Origin of the sequence: Paractinoplanes ovalisporus (assembly GCF_016834655.1) — a bacterium.
Taxonomy (GTDB): Bacteria; Actinomycetota; Actinomycetes; order Mycobacteriales; family Micromonosporaceae; genus Actinoplanes; species Actinoplanes ovalisporus.
On record NZ_JAENHP010000005.1, the window covers coordinates 365747 to 381787 of the forward strand.

General features: G+C 70.4%; 14 protein-coding genes and 1 pseudogene. 7 read left to right on the forward strand and 8 right to left on the reverse strand.

Annotated features, from left to right (window positions below; genetic code table 11):
- The first annotated feature begins 118 nt into the window (after positions 1-118).
- Positions 119-2665 carry a bifunctional acetate--CoA ligase family protein/GNAT family N-acetyltransferase gene (locus JIG36_RS19565; protein ID WP_203377759.1) on the forward strand — a complete coding sequence of 849 codons (2547 nt, stop codon included), beginning with the start codon at positions 119-121 and terminating at the stop codon, positions 2663-2665.
- A gap of 207 nt (positions 2666-2872) precedes the next feature.
- Here JIG36_RS19565 and sigB read toward each other — a convergent pair whose 3' ends face one another.
- Positions 2873-3826 (reverse strand): RNA polymerase sigma factor SigB, encoded by a 954-nt coding sequence (gene sigB / locus JIG36_RS19570; protein WP_203377878.1) that lies wholly within the window; start codon positions 3824-3826, stop codon positions 2873-2875.
- Positions 3827-4116: 290 nt separating this feature from the next.
- Here sigB and JIG36_RS19575 point away from each other — a divergent pair, with 290 nt between their 5' ends.
- Complete coding sequence (locus JIG36_RS19575) at positions 4117-4905, forward strand: sporulation protein (protein ID WP_203377879.1); 789 nt, start codon at positions 4117-4119, stop codon at positions 4903-4905.
- A gap of 40 nt (positions 4906-4945) precedes the next feature.
- A pseudogene (locus tag JIG36_RS54880) lies at positions 4946-5080 on the forward strand (pentapeptide repeat-containing protein); the annotation flags it as partial.
- 177 nt (positions 5081-5257) lie between these two features.
- Here JIG36_RS54880 and dtd read toward each other — a convergent pair.
- From dtd to JIG36_RS19605, 5 genes are all read right to left on the reverse strand, one after another.
- Positions 5258-5680 carry a D-aminoacyl-tRNA deacylase gene (gene dtd, locus JIG36_RS19585; protein ID WP_203377760.1) on the reverse strand — a complete coding sequence of 141 codons (423 nt, stop codon included), beginning with the start codon at positions 5678-5680 and terminating at the stop codon, positions 5258-5260.
- A gap of 1 nt (position 5681) precedes the next feature.
- Positions 5682-6338: a phosphotransferase gene (locus JIG36_RS19590; protein WP_203377761.1), complete on the reverse strand. Its 657-nt coding sequence runs from the start codon at positions 6336-6338 to the stop codon at positions 5682-5684.
- Between the two features lie 417 nt (positions 6339-6755).
- Positions 6756-7106, reverse strand: coding sequence for a hypothetical protein (locus tag JIG36_RS19595; protein WP_203377762.1), 351 nt, complete (start codon positions 7104-7106; stop codon positions 6756-6758).
- Positions 7107-7190: 84 nt separating this feature from the next.
- Positions 7191-9596: an ABC transporter permease gene (locus JIG36_RS19600; RefSeq protein ID WP_203377763.1), complete on the reverse strand. Its 2406-nt coding sequence runs from the start codon at positions 9594-9596 to the stop codon at positions 7191-7193.
- Positions 9590-10324: an ABC transporter ATP-binding protein gene (locus JIG36_RS19605; RefSeq protein WP_203377764.1), complete on the reverse strand. Its 735-nt coding sequence runs from the start codon at positions 10322-10324 to the stop codon at positions 9590-9592. The genes JIG36_RS19600 and JIG36_RS19605 overlap by 7 nt, the downstream gene beginning before the upstream one ends.
- A gap of 121 nt (positions 10325-10445) precedes the next feature.
- Between JIG36_RS19605 and JIG36_RS19610 the strand changes: the two genes are divergently transcribed.
- The 4 genes from JIG36_RS19610 (at position 10446) to JIG36_RS19625 (ending at position 13955) form a co-directional block, all read left to right on the forward strand.
- The gene (locus JIG36_RS19610; RefSeq protein ID WP_438870739.1) at positions 10446-11810 is read left to right on the forward strand and encodes a sensor histidine kinase; all 1365 of its coding nucleotides are present in this window, start codon (positions 10446-10448) and stop codon (positions 11808-11810) included.
- Positions 11807-12451, forward strand: coding sequence for a response regulator (locus JIG36_RS19615; RefSeq protein ID WP_203377766.1), 645 nt, complete (start codon positions 11807-11809; stop codon positions 12449-12451). The genes JIG36_RS19610 and JIG36_RS19615 overlap by 4 nt, the downstream gene beginning before the upstream one ends.
- Before the next feature lie 402 nt (positions 12452-12853).
- Entirely contained in the window at positions 12854-13420 is a 567-nt protein-coding gene (locus JIG36_RS19620; protein WP_203377767.1) for an HhH-GPD-type base excision DNA repair protein, read from the forward strand.
- A 130-nt stretch (positions 13421-13550) separates the two neighbouring features.
- Complete coding sequence (locus tag JIG36_RS19625; protein ID WP_203377768.1) at positions 13551-13955, forward strand: DUF3099 domain-containing protein; 405 nt, start codon at positions 13551-13553, stop codon at positions 13953-13955.
- Positions 13956-14191: 236 nt separating this feature from the next.
- Here the strand turns inward: JIG36_RS19625 and JIG36_RS19630 are convergent, their stop codons facing one another.
- Both JIG36_RS19630 and JIG36_RS19635 read right to left on the reverse strand, forming a co-directional pair.
- Complete coding sequence (locus tag JIG36_RS19630; protein ID WP_203377880.1) at positions 14192-15073, reverse strand: carbohydrate kinase family protein; 882 nt, start codon at positions 15071-15073, stop codon at positions 14192-14194.
- Positions 15073-16023, reverse strand: a complete 951-nt coding sequence (locus tag JIG36_RS19635; RefSeq protein ID WP_203377769.1) for a pseudouridine-5'-phosphate glycosidase — start codon at positions 16021-16023, stop codon at positions 15073-15075. Before JIG36_RS19635 ends, JIG36_RS19630 begins: the two co-directional genes overlap by 1 nt.
- Positions 16024-16041 lie beyond the last annotated feature (18 nt).

Here is a 16041-nt window from a genome sequence, read left to right on the forward strand (position 1 = left end):
GCCCTACCCGACGACCGGCAGAGCGCCGCCCGGCGTCTCACCGCCACGACTGACGAAGCGCCGCCCCGGCGCCTCACCCCGACGAACGGACCATCGAGCGCTGGAGAGGAGGAGAGCCGTGGACATCAGTGCCGACGTCCTGCTCTCCGACGGGAGTGCCGTCCACCTGCGACAGATCCGTCCCAGCGACGCTCCCGCCATCGTGGAGTTCCACTCCCGCATGAGCGAGCGCACGCGCTACCTGCGCTATTTCTCCCCCTACCCGCGCATCCCCGAGCGTGACCTCGAACGGTTCGTCAACGTCGACCACCACGACCGCGAGGCCTTCGTCATCGTCAGCGGGTCCCGCATCATGGCCGTCGGCCGCTACGAACGTCTCGGCCCCGACTCGCCCGACGCCGAGGTCGCGTTCGTGGTGGAAGACGCCCACCAGGGTCGCGGCATCGGCTCGGTGCTGCTCGAGCATCTGGCCGAGGCCGCCCGGGCCAACGGCATCACCGGTTTTGTCGCCGAGGTGCTTCCCGAAAACGCCGGCATGCTGCGCGTCTTCAGCGACTTCGGCTACCAGGTGCAGCGCAAGTACGCCGACGGCGTCGTCCACCTCGGCTTCCCGATCGCGCCGACCGAGAAGTCCCGCGAGGTGCAGGAGTCGCGCGAGAAGATCACCGAGGCCCGCTCGATCGCCCGGCTGCTGGCGCCGCGCGGTGTCGCGGTCTACGGCGCCAGCCAGAGCGGCCAGGGCATCGGCGCCGCCATGCTCGGCCACCTGCGCGACGGCGGCTACACGGGCGCGATCGTGCCGGTTCACCGCAGTAGCGACCGGGTGGCCGGCCTGCGCGCCTACCCGTCCGCCACCGAGGCCGGCGTCGACATCGACCTCGCCCTCATCGCCGTGCCGCCCGAGGGTGTGGAAGACGCGGTGGCCGACGCCGCGGCCAGTGGTGCCGGGGGCATCGTGGTGGTCTCCGCGGGTTTCGCCGAGACCGGGGCCGAGGGCGCGTCCGCGCAGCGGGCGTTGATCGAGGGCGCGCACGCGGCCGGGTTGCGCGTCGTGGGGCCCAATAGCATGGGGGTGGCCAACACCGACCCTTCCGTACGGCTGAACGCCACGCTCGCCCCACGTCTGCCGGCCGCCGGGCGGGTCGGGTTCTTCAGCCAGAGCGGTGCGCTCGGTGTCGCGCTCCTGGCCGAGGCCGACCGTCGCGGGCTGGGCCTGTCCAGCTTCGTCTCCGCCGGCAACCGCGCCGACGTCTCCGGCAACGACCTCCTGCAGTACTGGCAGGACGACCCCGGCACCGACGTCGTCCTGCTCTACCTCGAGACGTTCGGCAATCCGCGCAAGTTCGCCCGCCTGGCCCGCCGCATGAGCCGGGTGAAACCGGTGGTCGCGGTCTCCTCGGCCACCCGCCCGGCCGGTCTCGCCGGCGACCTGCCCGGCCCCGACGTGCATGCGGTCACCGCGTTGTTCGCCCGCTCGGGTGTCATCCGGGTCGACACGGTGCAGGAGATGTTCGACGTCGGCCTGCTGCTCGCCCACCAGCCCCTGCCCACCGGCCGCCGCGTGGCCGTGGTTGGCAATTCGTCCGCCCTGTCGGAGTTGGCGGTGGCCGCCTGCCGGGCCAACGGCCTGACCGTCGCCGAGGGTTACCCGCTCGACATCAGCCCGCAGGCCGGCGCGCACGACTTCGCCGACGCCCTGGCTGACGCCGCCATCGACACCCGCGCCGACGCCCTGGTCGTGGTGTTCGCGCCGCCGCTGCCGGGCCAGCTCGCCGACGAAGACGCCGACTTCGCCGCGGCCCTGGCCAGCGTCGCGCTCGCCGGCGAGAAGCCGACCGTGGCCACGTTCCTGCTCGGCAGCCTGCCCCCGCGCGTCCCGGCCTACCCCTCGGTCGAAGAGGCGGTCCGGGCCCTGGCCCGCGTCGCGACCTATTCCGAGTGGCTGCGTCGCCCGCCTGGCCGGCTCCCGGTGCTCGAGGGGGTCGACCCGCTGGCCGCCGAGGTCGACGGGCCGCCGTCCGACCTGCTCGCGGCGTACGGGATCGAGGTCGTGCCGTCCACCCTCGCGGCGAGTGCCGACGAGGCGATCGCGGCGGCGTCCGCGCTCGGTTACCCGGTCGCTCTCAAGGCGGCCGGCGGCGCCCTGCGCCATCGCATCGACCTCGGCGCGGTCCGGCTCGCGCTGGCCGACGAGGAAGACGTGCGTTCCGCGTACGGGGAATTGTCCGGAGCCTTCGGTCCCGACGTGCTGGTCCAGACGATGGTCCCGGCCGGGGTGGCCTGCCGCATCGAGGTGATGGAAGACCCGGCGTTCGGCCCGGTTGTCGGGTTCGGCCTCGGCGGAGTGGCCAGTGAGCTGCTCGGCGACCTCGCCTGGCGGGCCGCCCCGCTGACCGACCGCGCAGCCGAGGCCCTGGTCGTCGAGCCCCGCGCGGCGCCGCTGCTGCACGGCTACCGCGGTTCGGCCCCGGTCGACCGTGAAGCCCTGATCGACCTGCTGCTCCGAGTGGGCCGTCTCGCCGACGACCATCCCCGTCTCCGAGGCCTCTCCCTCAACCCGGTGCTGGCCCGCCCCGACGGCTTCTCGGTCCTGCACGCCACCACCGAGGTCGGCGACCCCACCCGCCGCCCCGACACCGGCCCCCGACGCCTCCGCACCCCGTGACCACCCGCCGCGATGGCACCGGCCCTGCCGCCTCCGCACCCCGTGACCACCCGCCGCGGTGACGCCGGCCCCCACGCGGCCTCCGCACCCCTGACCGCCCGGCGCGGTGACACTGGTCGCGGCGTGCGGCCTCCCTCCGTACGGGAAGCCTGGGAAAAGCGCGACCGCCCGGTGAGCCGAAGCTCGCCGGGCGGCCTGGTGTCTCGGTCAGCCCGTGTAGGCCTCGAGGCGCGACGCACGCTCGGGGTCGCGGAGCTTGAGCATGGTGACCTTCTCGATCTGGCGGATGCGCTCGCGGCTCAGACCGAACTCGCGACCCACCTCGTCGAGGGTGCGCTGACGGCCGTCGTCGAGACCGAAGCGCAGGCGGATGACCGCCGACTCGCGCTCGCTCAGGGTCGCCAGCACGATCTCGACCTCACTGCGCAGCTCGCCCGAACCGGCGCCGGCACCGGGCTGGGCCGGGTCGACCGCCGCCACGAAGTCGCCGAGTGCGCTCTCGCCGTCCTCGCCGACCGCCTGGTCGAGGCTGACCGGCTCCCGGTCGTACGAGATCAGCTCGATGACCTGGAACTCCGGCACGCCCATGGCCTCGGCGATCTCGGCGATGCTGGGCTCACGACCCAGCGTCGCGGCCAGGTCACGGCGGCTGCGGACCATGCGGTTGACCTGCTCGACCATGTGCACCGGGATGCGGATGGTGCGCGCCTGGTCGGCCATCGCCCGCGTGATCGCCTGGCGGATCCACCACGTCGCGTACGTGGAGAACTTGTAGCCCTTGGTGTAGTCGAACTTCTCGACCGCGCGGATCAGACCCAGGTTGCCTTCCTGGATCAGGTCGAGGAAGGCCATGCCCCGCCCGGTGTAGCGCTTCGCGATGCTCACGACGAGCCGCAGGTTGGCCTCGAGCAGGTGGTTCTTGGCGGCCTTGCCCTCCGCGACAATGATCTGCAGGAGGGGGGCCAGGTCTTCGGTGGCCTCCGGGAGCTTCTCCTCCGCGTACAGGCCGGCCTCGATGCGCTTGGAGAGTTCGACCTCTTCGACCGCGGTCAGCAGCCGGGTGCGGCCGATGCCGTTCAAGTAGGCACGGACCAGGTCGGCGGAGACGCCACGCTCGTCCGTCGCGTCCAGGTCGGTCAGGAGCTCGACACCATCGGTCATGCTGTTCTCAACGGCAACCGCCGCCTTGGACTCCGACGCCTTCATCTGCAGGACCACCTTTCAGTCCCCTCCCCGCTGAATAACCGTCTCGTGCAAACCCAGCCCTTGCGTGCCGGTGATCGATAGCTTGGCCTGGAGCGCGTTAAGCCGAGGTGAGGCAAGCGTCCAGGTGGCATGAATCAGGGAGAACCCTGACGTCGCCAAGCCGACAAGTGACCGGATTGCCGGTACTCGTCGCGTGTTGCGCGCCGATACTGTTCCCCAAACGCCCACTAGGAGGAGAAGGTTCAGTGGTCTTCAAAAAACTGATGCAGGCAATGGGTGTCGGTGGCCCGTCGGTCGAAACAGTGCTGGCCAACCCCAATTGCCGGCCCGGCGGATTCCTCGAGGGCCAGGTGCACGTGGTTGGTGGAGACCACGCCGTCGATGTCGAATATGTGGCAATTGGCCTGATGACGCGCGTCGAGGTCGAAAGTGGCGACAGTGAATACAACACCAACCAGGAATTCCATCGTCAGCGTTTGACCGGTTCGTTCCGACTTGATCCCGGTGCGCGCTATGACGTCCCGTTCCGGTTCGATGTGCCCTGGGAAACACCCATTACTGAGGTGTACGGGCAACGGCTGCACGGAATGACGATGGGCCTCGCCACCGAGCTCGAGGTGGCGCGCGCGGTCGACAAATCCGATCTGGACGCGGTCATGGTGCACCCGCTGCCGGCCCAGGAACGGATCCTCGACGCGCTGCTGCGGCTGGGCTTCCGCTTCAGCAAGGCCGACGTCGAACGCGGCCGGGTCTACGGCGTGCAACAGCACCTGCCGTTCTACCAGGAGATCGAGTTCTACCCGCCGTCCGCGTACGCGAGCGGCATCAACCAGCTCGAGCTGACCTTCCTGGCCACGCCGCAGCACCTCCAGGTCATCCTCGAGATCGACAAGCGTGGCGGCCTCTTCACCGAGGGTCACGACGCGTTCGGCCGCTTCGACGTCGACTACGCGACGGTCGACCAGGTCGACTGGACCGGGCAGCTCGACAACTGGCTGCGCCAGTCCGCCCAGCGTCGCGGCCTGTTCTTCTAGTCCCCGCCGCGCGGGGTCCGCGTCTTCGAGCCCGCATGTCGTGCTCGCGGCGTTCGCGTTCGCGTGCTCGTGCTTGCGTGGCTCGTGCTTGCGTGGCTCGTGCTTGCGTGGCTCGTGCTTGCGTGGCTCGTGCTTGCGTGGCTCGTGCTTGCGTGGCTCGTGCTTGCGTGGCTCGTGCTTGCGTGGCTCGTGCTCGCGTCGCTCGCGTTCGCGTGGCTTGTGCTCGCGTCGCTCGTGTTCGCGTGGCTTGTGCTTGCGTGGCTCGTGTTCGCGTGGCTCGTGCTCGCGTGCCTCGTGCTGCGTCGCTCGCGTGTTGCGCTTGTGCCGCGTGTCGAGTTCGCCTCGGCCGGATCTAGAGCTCGAGCAGGATCGTGCGCGGTCCGACGTTGATGCTTTCGACCAGCATGTGCGCCCGGAAGCGGCCGGTTTCCACGGTCGCTCCCCGGGCGCGCAGGCTTTCCACGTACGCGGTGACGAGCGGTTCCGCCACCTCAGCCGGCGCGGCGGCGTTCCAGGTGGGCCGGCGCCCCTTGCGCGCGTCGCCGTAGAGCGTGAACTGGCTGACCACGAGCAACGGCGCCGAGGAGTCGGCGGCCGATTCCTCATTGTCCAGAATTCGCAGCTCATAGGTCTTACGTGCCAGTTCGGCGGCCTTGGCCGGAGTGTCGTCGTGAGTGACGCCGACCAGCACCAGCAGCCCGTCCTCGATCTTGCCGACAACTTCGTCGTCCACGGTCACGCTCGCCCGGCTGACCGTCTGCACCACTGCTCGCACTTCACTCGACCCCTCGTACGCGCGCCGCCGCGAGGGGCAGCATGGCAACTTCACCAACCGACATCGTGACCTGCCGCGACCGTATAGCCACTGCTTCATCCAACGCGCGAAGCGGTTCCCCCGGCGCGAGCTCGAGGAAAACATCGAGCATCGCTCCCACACCGTCCCGAATCGGATGCTCGATCGCCCCGGTCGCTATCTGCGCCAGAATCAGAGCCGTGAACGCCGTGTCCAGGTCGGCGTCCCCGTCCCCCGAGTTGTGCCAGTCGATCACCACCGGCCCGCGCCCGGTCATGACCACGTTCTCGGGATGCAGATCAAGGTGAACAACCGTCCCACCCCCACCCGCCAGCGGCGGCAGTTCATGGAGCCGCCGAAGCAGATCGGCCAGAACACCCGCCCCGTCGCGCAGCGTCATGTTCCCCGCAAGCAGATCGGTAGCCATGGTCGGCCCATCCAACCGCTCCAGAACCAGATCGGCCCCGTCCGCCGCGAACACCCGGGGCACCGGATAACCCAGCCCGCTGACGTGCCGCATCACCGCAGCTTCGTGCGCGGTGTCCCCACCTTCGCGATACCGCCGCAAAACCGTGCCGTCGCCGAGCGCGTAAACGTCAGCTTCCCGCCCAAACGCAAACGGTTCCCCCAAGCCACTCACGCCGTGACGCTAGCCCACCGCGCCCTTACCCGTGACCCCACCGACCTACCGCGTCCTCACCCGTGACCCACTGGCCCACCGCGCGCTAACCCGTGACCCACTGGCCCACCGCGCCCTTACTCGTGAGCCCACCGACCTACCGCGTCCTCACCCGTGACCCACTGGCCAACCGTGCCCTTACCCGTGACCCACTGGCCCACCGTGCCCTTACTCGTGAGCCCACTGGCCTAACGCGGCCTTACCCGTGAGCCCACCGACCTACCGCGCCCTCGCCCGTGAGCCCGCCGACCTACCGCGCCCTCGCCGACCCACCGCGCCGTTACCCCTGAGTCCGCCATCGTGGTCCAAGACGGCCGCTACCGCCCCGTCCCGGGCGAGGTCGCGGCGGGACGAGGCGGTAGCGGTTGAGCCCGTAGGTCAGTCGACCGCGTTGCTGCTGGCGTCGCTCGTGTAGCCGTCGACCGGCGTCTCCATCGCTCCCGTGGTGGCGTCGCCGGTCGTCGTGTTGGCGACGCCGGGCCCGGAGCGCGGGTGGGTACGGAAGCTGTTCGGTCCCGCGTTGCCCCCGGTCGTGGTCATCACGCCATGTTCCGGGTGCGGCCCACCGTCCTGGAGCTGATCGGTGTCGGTGCCCGCGGCGAGCGTGCTGGACAGGCCGGGGTCGTCGTCACCCTTCTCAGGGCGGTAGGTCTCGGGCTCGTCGAGAACCCCGGGCGCGTAGTCGCTTCCGATGATCTCCCGTTCGATGCTCTCCTGCGAGTCGCTCATTGTGTTCCCTCCCGACAATTCGGCGGCACTCAACGTGCCCCGGCCGGCCCGGGGTTAAAACCGGAGTGACGCGTCGCACGGCCATCATGCTCGCTCCCGTACGACGTCGGTACCCGCCAGTTGAGCCCGAGCCGGAATCACGCTGCCCACCAGAGCCAGAAGCAAACACGTTCCGACGGCGGCCGCCGCGATCATCCACGGCACGTTCACGGCAACCGAGGTGCCGGTCTGTTCCCGCAGACCCACCGTCGACCCCCAGAGCCCGAGCAGCGCGGCCGCACACCCGAGCACCGAACCGATCGTCACAACCAGAGCCGACTCGCCCGCGACGGTAACCAGAACCTGCCGCGGCGTGGCTCCGGCCAGCCGCAGAAGCCGGTAGTCGTTCGCCCGGCGAGCGCTGGCCATGAAGAGCGTGTTGGCAACAGCGAGTGCCCCGTAGCCGACAGACACCCCGATCAGCAACAACGTAAAGATCCACACCAGACGGTCTTCGTCCGAGCCCGACTCCCTCGCATAGGTAGCAACGTCGACCACCCGTGCTCCCGTCGTTGCCGTGGCCACGGTTCCGTCTGCAACCGGCAGCGCGGGAGCAAGCGCCGACGGATCGTGCAGCCGCACCACGTCTCTGCCGACCACAACTTCGGCCGGGATCTCGCGGTCCGGTACGACGTCCGCCACCCGCAGCTGTTGCGGCTCCCCATCGGCAAACGTGACAACAACCGTGTCACCCACGCCCCGGCCCGTTTTCGCCGCCCGCGACTCACTCAGCACAACCTCCCGCGCTGTTCCACTTCCGTCACGGCCACGTGCCTCGACCGGCAGGCCATCTGCCTCGACCGGCTGGCCATCTGCCCCGGCCGGCCGGTCGGATGCACCGTGCCGGCCGAGCCCGCTCAGTTCCTGCGAGACTCCGGCCGCGGTGGCGACGGTGTCGCCCAGGTAGGCGACCGTGGACAGGGTCGCGGTGGGGGCCGCGGCGTCGGTCAGGCCGGGTGTCCGGTCCGGGACGAGCACGGTTCCGGCCTGGGCCGCATGGGCCCGCCGGTCGGCGTACGCGTTCTCCGCGGTCTGGACGTTGCCCGCAATGAAGACCGCGAAAGCGACGGTGAGCAGGACAGGGGCGGCGGTCGAAGCCGTGCGCCGCGAGCCGGTCAGCGCACTCTCGCGGACGATCGTGCCCAAGGCGCCACCAACCGGCCGTAGGACGGTCCGTGTGATCAGCGGCACTACCGCCGGCGCCAGCAGAGTGGCCGCGACCACCAATGCCATGGCGCCCAGCAACGCGTACGTGCCGAGGTCAGCCAGGTCATCCGTCACCACGGTGGCCACCGTGGCGCCGACACCCATGACAGCGAATGCCAGACCCGCCGCCCACCGACCGCGGGTCATCGGCCGCATTTCGACCTCGGCCTGCCGTAGGGCGTCGAGCGGTCGCACGCGAGCGGCGCGGCGCGCGGCCAACAACCCGCCGGCGACCGCGACGAGCGGTCCGATCAGGACTCCGGCCACTACCGGCCAGAAATGCACCCGTGCTCGGAACGACTCGGGCTCGAAGCCGGCATCGACCAGCACCCCGCCGGTCCACGGCGCCAGGATCAGTCCGAGCGCGGTGCCGGCCGCGCCCGCGGCCAGACCGGTCAGGGCCGCCTCGCGCAGAACGGTGATCCTCACCTGACGAGGCGTCGCGCCGATCGCCCGCAACAACCCGATCTCGCGGCGCCGCTGATGGACCGACAACGCGAGCGTCGAGGCGATCACGAAGGCGCACGAGAACACGGAAAGCGCGGCCATCGCGCTCAGCACCTGAAGACCGATCCAGCGCGTACGGGCATCGGCCCGCGGTTCGAGATCAACCAGCGCGGCGCCGTACAGCACCGTCGCGCCGGGCGCGGCCGCTTGAACGTCGTCCGGATCGGGATTGCCGGTCAGCCCGATCACCCGTACGCCGGGAGCCAGCCGCGCGGCCTCACTGTCCGCGACGTAGAGCCGGTCTGCCGCCATCAACCCGGTGACGGTCCACGTCGCCGGTCCGGAGGCGGTCAGGATCGTCACCTGGCCGCCCGGCCGAACGCCGAGATCCGCGCCCAGGACTACCTCGCCGGCTGCGGTGGCGGGGCGTCCCGCGGTCAGTTTGTCGCCGGCCAGTGCCGAACTCGCCCAACCGTGGCCCTCGCTCATCTCGTCGACCGGATGGCCGGACAACACCGGCTGCGCGTAGAACCGGCGATCCGCGACTGCCGAGTGGACGCCCGGAAGAGCGGCCAATCGGGCAGCCAGAGCGGCTGCTTCGCGGGACGACCAGGGACGCGTCTCGGGGAAGGGATCGGCCGGGGTGGTGACCGAGGGGCTTTGCACCGCGACTGCCACCGCGGCGAACCGGTCGGGCTTGTGTGGTGCGGCCGAGGCCAGCAGCGTGAGAGTCACCGTGACCACCGCCGTACCGAAGAGGACCGCGACGAACGCACCCAACCTGTCTCGCCTCAGCATGTCGACTCCGCCCGGGCCATGCGGGCCGCGATCGCCTCGGCCGAGGCGCCGTCGAGACGATCGACCAGTCGCCCGTCTGCGAGCAGCAGCACGGAGTCGGCCACGGCGGCGGCCATCGGGTCGTGCGTGACCATGACGATGGTCTGGCCCCGGCTGGTCGCCAGGTCGCGCAGGAGACCGAGGACCAGGTGGGACGTCTGGTTGTCGAGCGCACCGGTCGGCTCGTCCGCGAAGATCACGGCGGGCCGGGTGACGATCGCCCGGGCGATGGCCACACGCTGTTGCTGACCACCGGACAGCTCCACGGGGCGATGCCTGGCCCGGTCGCCCAAGCCGACCTCGTCGAGCGCGGCAGTCACCTCGGAAGGACTGAGGCGGCGGCCGGCCAGCCGGACGGGAAGAGCGACGTTCTGCGCGGCGGTCAGCGACGAGATCAGGTTGAAAGCCTGGAACACGAAGCCGATCCGCTCGCGGCGCAGCAGGGTCAGGCCGGTCTCGTCGAGGTCGCCGAGACGGACGCCGTCGACGGTCACTTCGCCGGACGTCGGACGGTCGAGGCCGGCGACACAGTGGAGCAGAGTGGACTTGCCCGAACCGGACGGGCCCATGATCGCGGTGAAGGTCCCCGCCGCGAGGTCGACGTTGACCCCATCGAGGGCGGTCACCAGGCTCGGCCCCGAGTCGTACTCCCTCCGGAGGTCTCTGATCGCAAGCATCGGTGTCGTCATGGCGGAAAGCTTCGCGACTTCCGGATCGAATGTCGTCAACCCGTGGTTCGGCGAAATCGGCTCAGAAAATCGAACCGTGGTTTGACGCGGGCAGGCGCCCCGGGTCGTTAACGTCGCCTTCGTGACTGCTGCATCGCCTTCCATCCTCATCCGGAGGCTCAGCCGTGGTCAGCTGCTCGCGATCGACGTGCTGCTGGCCGCGGCAGCCACCGGCCTCGGCTCGTTCGCCGCGGCCGAGACGCCGTTGCCAACTCAATCCGGCTGGTTCGAGCCGGCCTGGGTCTCCGCCCTGATCGGCTTGGCCCTCGGCGTGCCGGTCGCCCTCCGTCGCCTGTGGCCGATCACGATGACCGCCGTGGTCCTGGCCATCACCGCACCGGTAGTCATCAGTGGCGCGATCCCGAGCTATGCCGGCGCGGCGCCCATCGTCTCGCTCGGCCTTGTCCTCTATACCGTCGGTGTCGAGATTTCGCGGCGGCCGTCCATTCTGGTCGTCCTGGTGAGCGTGACGGCCTTCGCGGTGACGTTCGCCTTCACGCCCAGCGAACCGTTCGAGATCATCTTCGTGGCCTGGGTGGTGGCGGCGTGCTGGGCGACCGGCCGCACGGTCCGGGAGCGCCGGGCGTTCGCGACCTCACGGGCGGAGCAGGCGACCGCGCTGGCGGTCGAGCAGGAGCGGCTGCGTCTCGCCCGCGAACTGCATGACATTGTCGGGCACAGCATGAGCATGATCGCGATCAAGGCGGCGATCGCCGATCACGTCGGCGACGACCACCCGGAGGAGATGCGGGCGGCGCTGCGCATCATCGGCACAACAAGCCGTCAGACGTTGGGGGAGATACGCCGGGCGCTCGCCCTGGTGCGAACCGAGGCTGCCCTGAGGCCGGCACCGACCCTCGCCGACCTCGGCGAACTGGTCGAGAGTGCCCGCTCGACCGGCCTCACGGTGGAGCTCCAGGTCGACGTCGACGAGGTCCTGCCCAGCGACGTCGGGCTGTCCGCATACCGCCTGGTGCAGGAGGCCCTGACCAATGTGGTGAAACACTCCGGGGCCGGCACCTGCCGCATTGATGTGAACAGCCTTGGAAGCGAGGTGACCGTGCACGTCGCAGACGACGGCCCCGGCACCGGGCGCGCGAACGCCGCAACGCGAACGCCGGCCGCAGTGCCCGGCGGGTCGTCGGAAGGGCGTGTGGCGCCGGATGGGCCGTCGAAGTCCGGAACGGCGTTGGGAAAGCCGGCTGAGCTGGGAGCGCCGCCGGTGAGGCTGGTTGCGCGGGGTGGGGCGCCTGACCCGATCGTGTTGCCGGGTGGGTCGCCCGGGCGGGTCCTGCCGTGGGGTGAGCCGGACTCGCGCGGTGTGTTGCTGGGGCAGGGGCTGATCGGGATGCGGGAGCGCGTCGCGCAGTTCGGTGGGGAGTTCAGTGCGGGGCCGGCGCCGGGCGGGGGCTGGGCGGTTGTGGCGACCTTGAGGTTTGCACCGTGAGCGACATCCGGGTGGTCATCGCGGACGACCAGGCATTGGTGCGGGGGAGTTTTCGGGTGCTCATCGACACCACGCCCGGCTTTGCCTGCGTGGGGGAGGCGAGCACGGGGGCGCAGGCGGTCGAGGTGGCTCGGCGGGAGCGGCCCGACGTGCTGTTGATGGACGTCCGGATGCCGGAGATGGACGGGGTCGAAGCCACCCGCGTGATCTGCCAGGGTGCCGATGCGCTGGAGACGAAGGTGATCATGTTGACCACCTTCGACCTGGACGAGTATGTGATCGGGGGGTTCCGGGCCGGGGCCAGCGGGTTCCTGCTCAAGGAGGTCATGCCCGACGATCTGATCGGCGGGATCCGGGCTGTTGTGGCGGGTGACCGGCTGATGGCGCCGGGGCCGATGGGCCGGTTGATCGACGCTTACATCGCGCTGCCCGAGCGGCCGTTGACCCCGCTTCCGCAGATCACCGGGCGGGAGCGTGAGGTGCTGGTGCTGGTCGCGCGGGGGCTCTCGAACGACCAGATCTCGTCCACGCTCGGGGTCAGCATGTCCACGGTCAAGACCCACATCAACCGCCTGCTCACCAAGATCGACGGCCGCGACCGGAGCCACCTGGTCATCGCGGCCTACGAGGCCGGCCTGTGATGAGCGGGTGCGGTCCGACGGGCGGGGGTTGGGTGGTCGCCTCGGTGGGCATCGCGGCTCGCGAGGCCGGCCTGTGATGAGCGGGTGCGGTCCGACGGGCGGGGGTTGGGTGGTCGCCTCGGTGGGCATCGCGGCTCGCGAGGCCGGCCTGTGATGAGCGAGTGCGGTCAGATGGGTGGGGTTGGGCTGGTCGCCTTCGTTCGGGAGTATCGCGGCTCGCGAGGCTGGCCTGCGGCGATGGGCTGGGGCGGCTTGATGGGCGTGGCCCGAGGGGCATGGCTGGGACGACTGTTTCCGTTGAGGCCGCCGCGTCCTGGTCCTTACTGCGGCGGTGAGGGAGTGGTCTTTCCGGAGGTGGTGTGAGGTTGGTGGGGAACGGGAGGGCCTGCGAAGATGAGCGCCATGACGCTTTCGCTGCCGATTGATGCTGAGGCCAACAAGCTGCTGTCTGCCGATCCGTTGGCGCTGCTCATCGGCATGGTGCTGGACCAACAGATTCCGCTGGAGAAGGCGTTCAGCTCGCCGTATGTGCTGGCTCAGCGGCTGGGGCACGCGCCGACGGCGGTCGAGTTGGCGGAGTTCGATCCGGACGGGCTCATCGCGATCTTCGCCGAGCCGCCGGCCCTGCACCGGTTCCCCAAGGCGATGGCGGTCCGGGTGCAGGAGGTCTGCCGGGCGCTGGTCGACCGGTACGACGGGCAGGCCGCCAACCTGTGGGAAGGCGTCGAGGACGGCGCGGAGCTGCTCAAGCGGGTGGCGTCGTTGCCGGGGTTCGGCAAGCAGAAGTCGCAGATCTTCGTCGCGTTGCTCGGCAAGCAGTACGCAGTTCAGCCGGCCGGGTGGCGTGAGGCGGCCGGTGGGTACGGCGAAGACGGCTCGTTCAAGTCGGTGGCCGACATCATCGACGACCAGTCGCTGAGCAAGGTTCGCGCCTACAAGAAGGAAATGAAGGCTGCGGCCAAGGCCTGACCCCACTTACGAACCTGAGCCCAGCCTGGCTGCTGGGCGTGCTCGTGGACGTTCTGGAAGTGGTCCGGGGGCGCGCTGGGCGTATCGGTGCGAACGGTGCAAGGATGAGGGGTCGATCGGAGACCCCATCGTGAAGAAGCAGCCGGTTCTGATCACCGACGCCGCCCGGAGCCCGGACGATCAGTTCCGCAGTCGGCAGATCCGCTACGTGACGATGATGAGCATCCGCGCCGCCTGCCTGATCATCGGCGCGGTGCTGATCAGTGCCCGGCCGCCGTGGCTGCCGTTCTGGCTCATTCTGTGCGCCGCGGGCATGGTGTTTCTTCCCTGGGCGGCCGTCCTCATCGCCAACGACCGGCCGGCCAAGTCGAAGGCCGAGCGTGCCGCCGACGCCGCTGCTCGCGAAGCCAAGTCGCAGGCCACGCTGCCGCAGCACACCGCCGAGAAGGCCGAATACCTGACCATCGACCTCGAACCCACCGACACCGGCGAGCGCTGGATCCCTACTGAAACCCGCGACCGGGAAAAGGGCTGAGCCGGCCGGGAAAGGGCAGGCGGGCCAACCGGAAAGGGCCAACCGGAAAGGGCCGACCGGGAACGGGGCCGACCGGGAACGGGGGCGACCGGGAACGGGACCGGCCGGGAACGGGGGCGACCGGAAAGGGGACCGGCCGGGAAAGGGCTGAGCCCATCGGGAGAGGGGCCTGCCCGGGAGTTGGGCTGAGTCGACCGAAGGAAGGCCCGCCGAGGGAAAGGCAAGTCGGGGGAACGCTAGGCCACCGACGGACGGGCCCCGATCAAGGAGACCGCCTCCGCGCCCAGGGCGGCACCGGCCTTCAGAGCAGCCGCGGGAGACTCGCCCGCGCACCAGGCCGCCAACAACCCCGCGGCGAAAGCGTCGCCCGCCCCGGTGGGGTCCTTCATAGGAACCCGCTCAGGAGCCACCGAGTGGACCGCGCCGTCCCGAGAGGCCCAGGTCGCGCCCGCGGCCCCCTGCTTGACGACCACATGACGTACGTGGGCAGTCAATCGCCCCGCCTGCTCGGCCGCGGAGCCCGCACCGGCGAGTTCGTCCGCCTCATCCGCGTTGCACAGCAGCAGGTCGACCCCGCGTACCCAGGTCAGGAAAGCCGAAGCCCCCACCGACCGCAACGGAGCCGCCGACGCCGCGTCGACGCTGGTTGTCATGCCGCGCTCGGCCGCGGCGGAAAGAGCGGCCAGACCCGCTGCCCGCGACCCTTCGTGCAGCAGCGGATAACCCGACAGATGCAGATGCCCGCCGTCAGCGGCCAGGACGGCGGCCCGCACATCGGCCGGATCCAGCCGCAGCGAGGCGCCCCGATCGGTGATCATCGTGCGTTCCTCGGGACCGGCCAGGACCACGATGCTGCCTGTGGCCACGCCGGAATGGACGCTGACCGCGCACCGCACGTCGGCCGCGGTCAGCTCGGCCACCCGCTCGCGGCCGGCCGGGTCGTCGCCCACCGCGGCGACCAACGTGACGGGACGGCCGGTGTGCGCGAGCCAGGCGGCCGTGTTCGCGGCCTGGCCCCCGCCGCCCACGGTGATCGCGGCCGCCGTGTCCGAGCCCAGCTCGATCGGGCCGCTGTGCGCTACCAGGACGTCGGTGACCAGGTCACCCACGACGATGATCACGCGGAGACGCTGAAGCCGAGCGGGGCCGACGACGAGGTGGCGGTCGCGACCGCGATCTTGGCGGCCAGCTCGGCGTTGCGCAGGATGATCCGTACGTTGACCTCGAGGCTCTTGCCCTGGGTGCTCTCGTGGAAATGGCTCAGCAGGAACGGGGTGACCGCCTTGCCGGTGATCCCGGCGCGCGCCAGCAGCGAAAGGCCCTCGGCCAGCGTGTGGTCGTGCAGGGCCGGGTCGAGCTGCTCGTCGGCGGGCAGCGGGTTGGCCAGGATCAGCGCGCCGGCGCCGACGTTCTGGTCGGAGCGGGCCCGGATCACGTCGGCCACCTGCTCGGGCGAGTCGAGTTCCCAGTCGACGTCGAAGCCGCCGTCGGTGATGAAGAAGCCGGGGAACCGCCGGGTGCGGTAGCCGGCCACGGCGACGCCCAGTGTCTCGAGCCGTTCCAGCGTGGCGCCCACGTCGAGGATCGACTTCACGCCGGCGCAGACCACCACGATGGGCGTCTCGGCGAGCGTGGTCAGGTCGGCCGACTCGTCGAAGGTGACGTTCGCCTCGCGGTGCACCCCGCCCAGACCGCCCGTGGCGAACACGCCGATGCCCGCGGCGGCCGCAACGGCGCTGGTCGCGGCGACCGTGGTGGCGCCGTCGGCCCGGCGTGCCGCGGCCACGGCGAGGTCTCGAACCGAGAGCTTCGCCACGCCGGCGGCCAGGGCCAGGTGCTCGATCTGCGCGTCGTCGAGGCCCACCGTCAACTCGCCGCCGACCATGCCGATCGTCGCGGGAACGGCGCCCTGATCCCGTACGGTCTGCTCGATCTCACGCGCCACCCGAAGGTTGTCCGGGTGCGGCAGACCGTGCGAGATGATCGTGCTCTCCAGCGCGACCACCGGCCGGCCGTCCCGGCGCGCGCGGGTCACGTGCTCGCCGTATCGAATCGCGAAGTCAGTCACGAGAGCTACCGTACGGGG

Bases quoted from the DNA above. Each gene is read 5' to 3' on its own strand.
- sigB (WP_203377878.1), bottom strand. From the start codon at position 3,826: ATGACCGATGGTGTCGAGCTCCTGACCGACCTGGACGCGACGGACGAG.
- JIG36_RS19595 (WP_203377762.1), bottom strand. From the start codon at position 7,106: ATGAGCGACTCGCAGGAGAGCATCGAACGGGAGATCATCGGAAGCGAC.
- JIG36_RS19600 (WP_203377763.1), bottom strand. From the start codon at position 9,596: ATGCTGAGGCGAGACAGGTTGGGTGCGTTCGTCGCGGTCCTCTTCGGT.
- JIG36_RS19605 (WP_203377764.1), bottom strand. From the start codon at position 10,324: ATGACGACACCGATGCTTGCGATCAGAGACCTCCGGAGGGAGTACGAC.
- JIG36_RS19620 (WP_203377767.1), top strand. From the start codon at position 12,854: ATGACGCTTTCGCTGCCGATTGATGCTGAGGCCAACAAGCTGCTGTCT.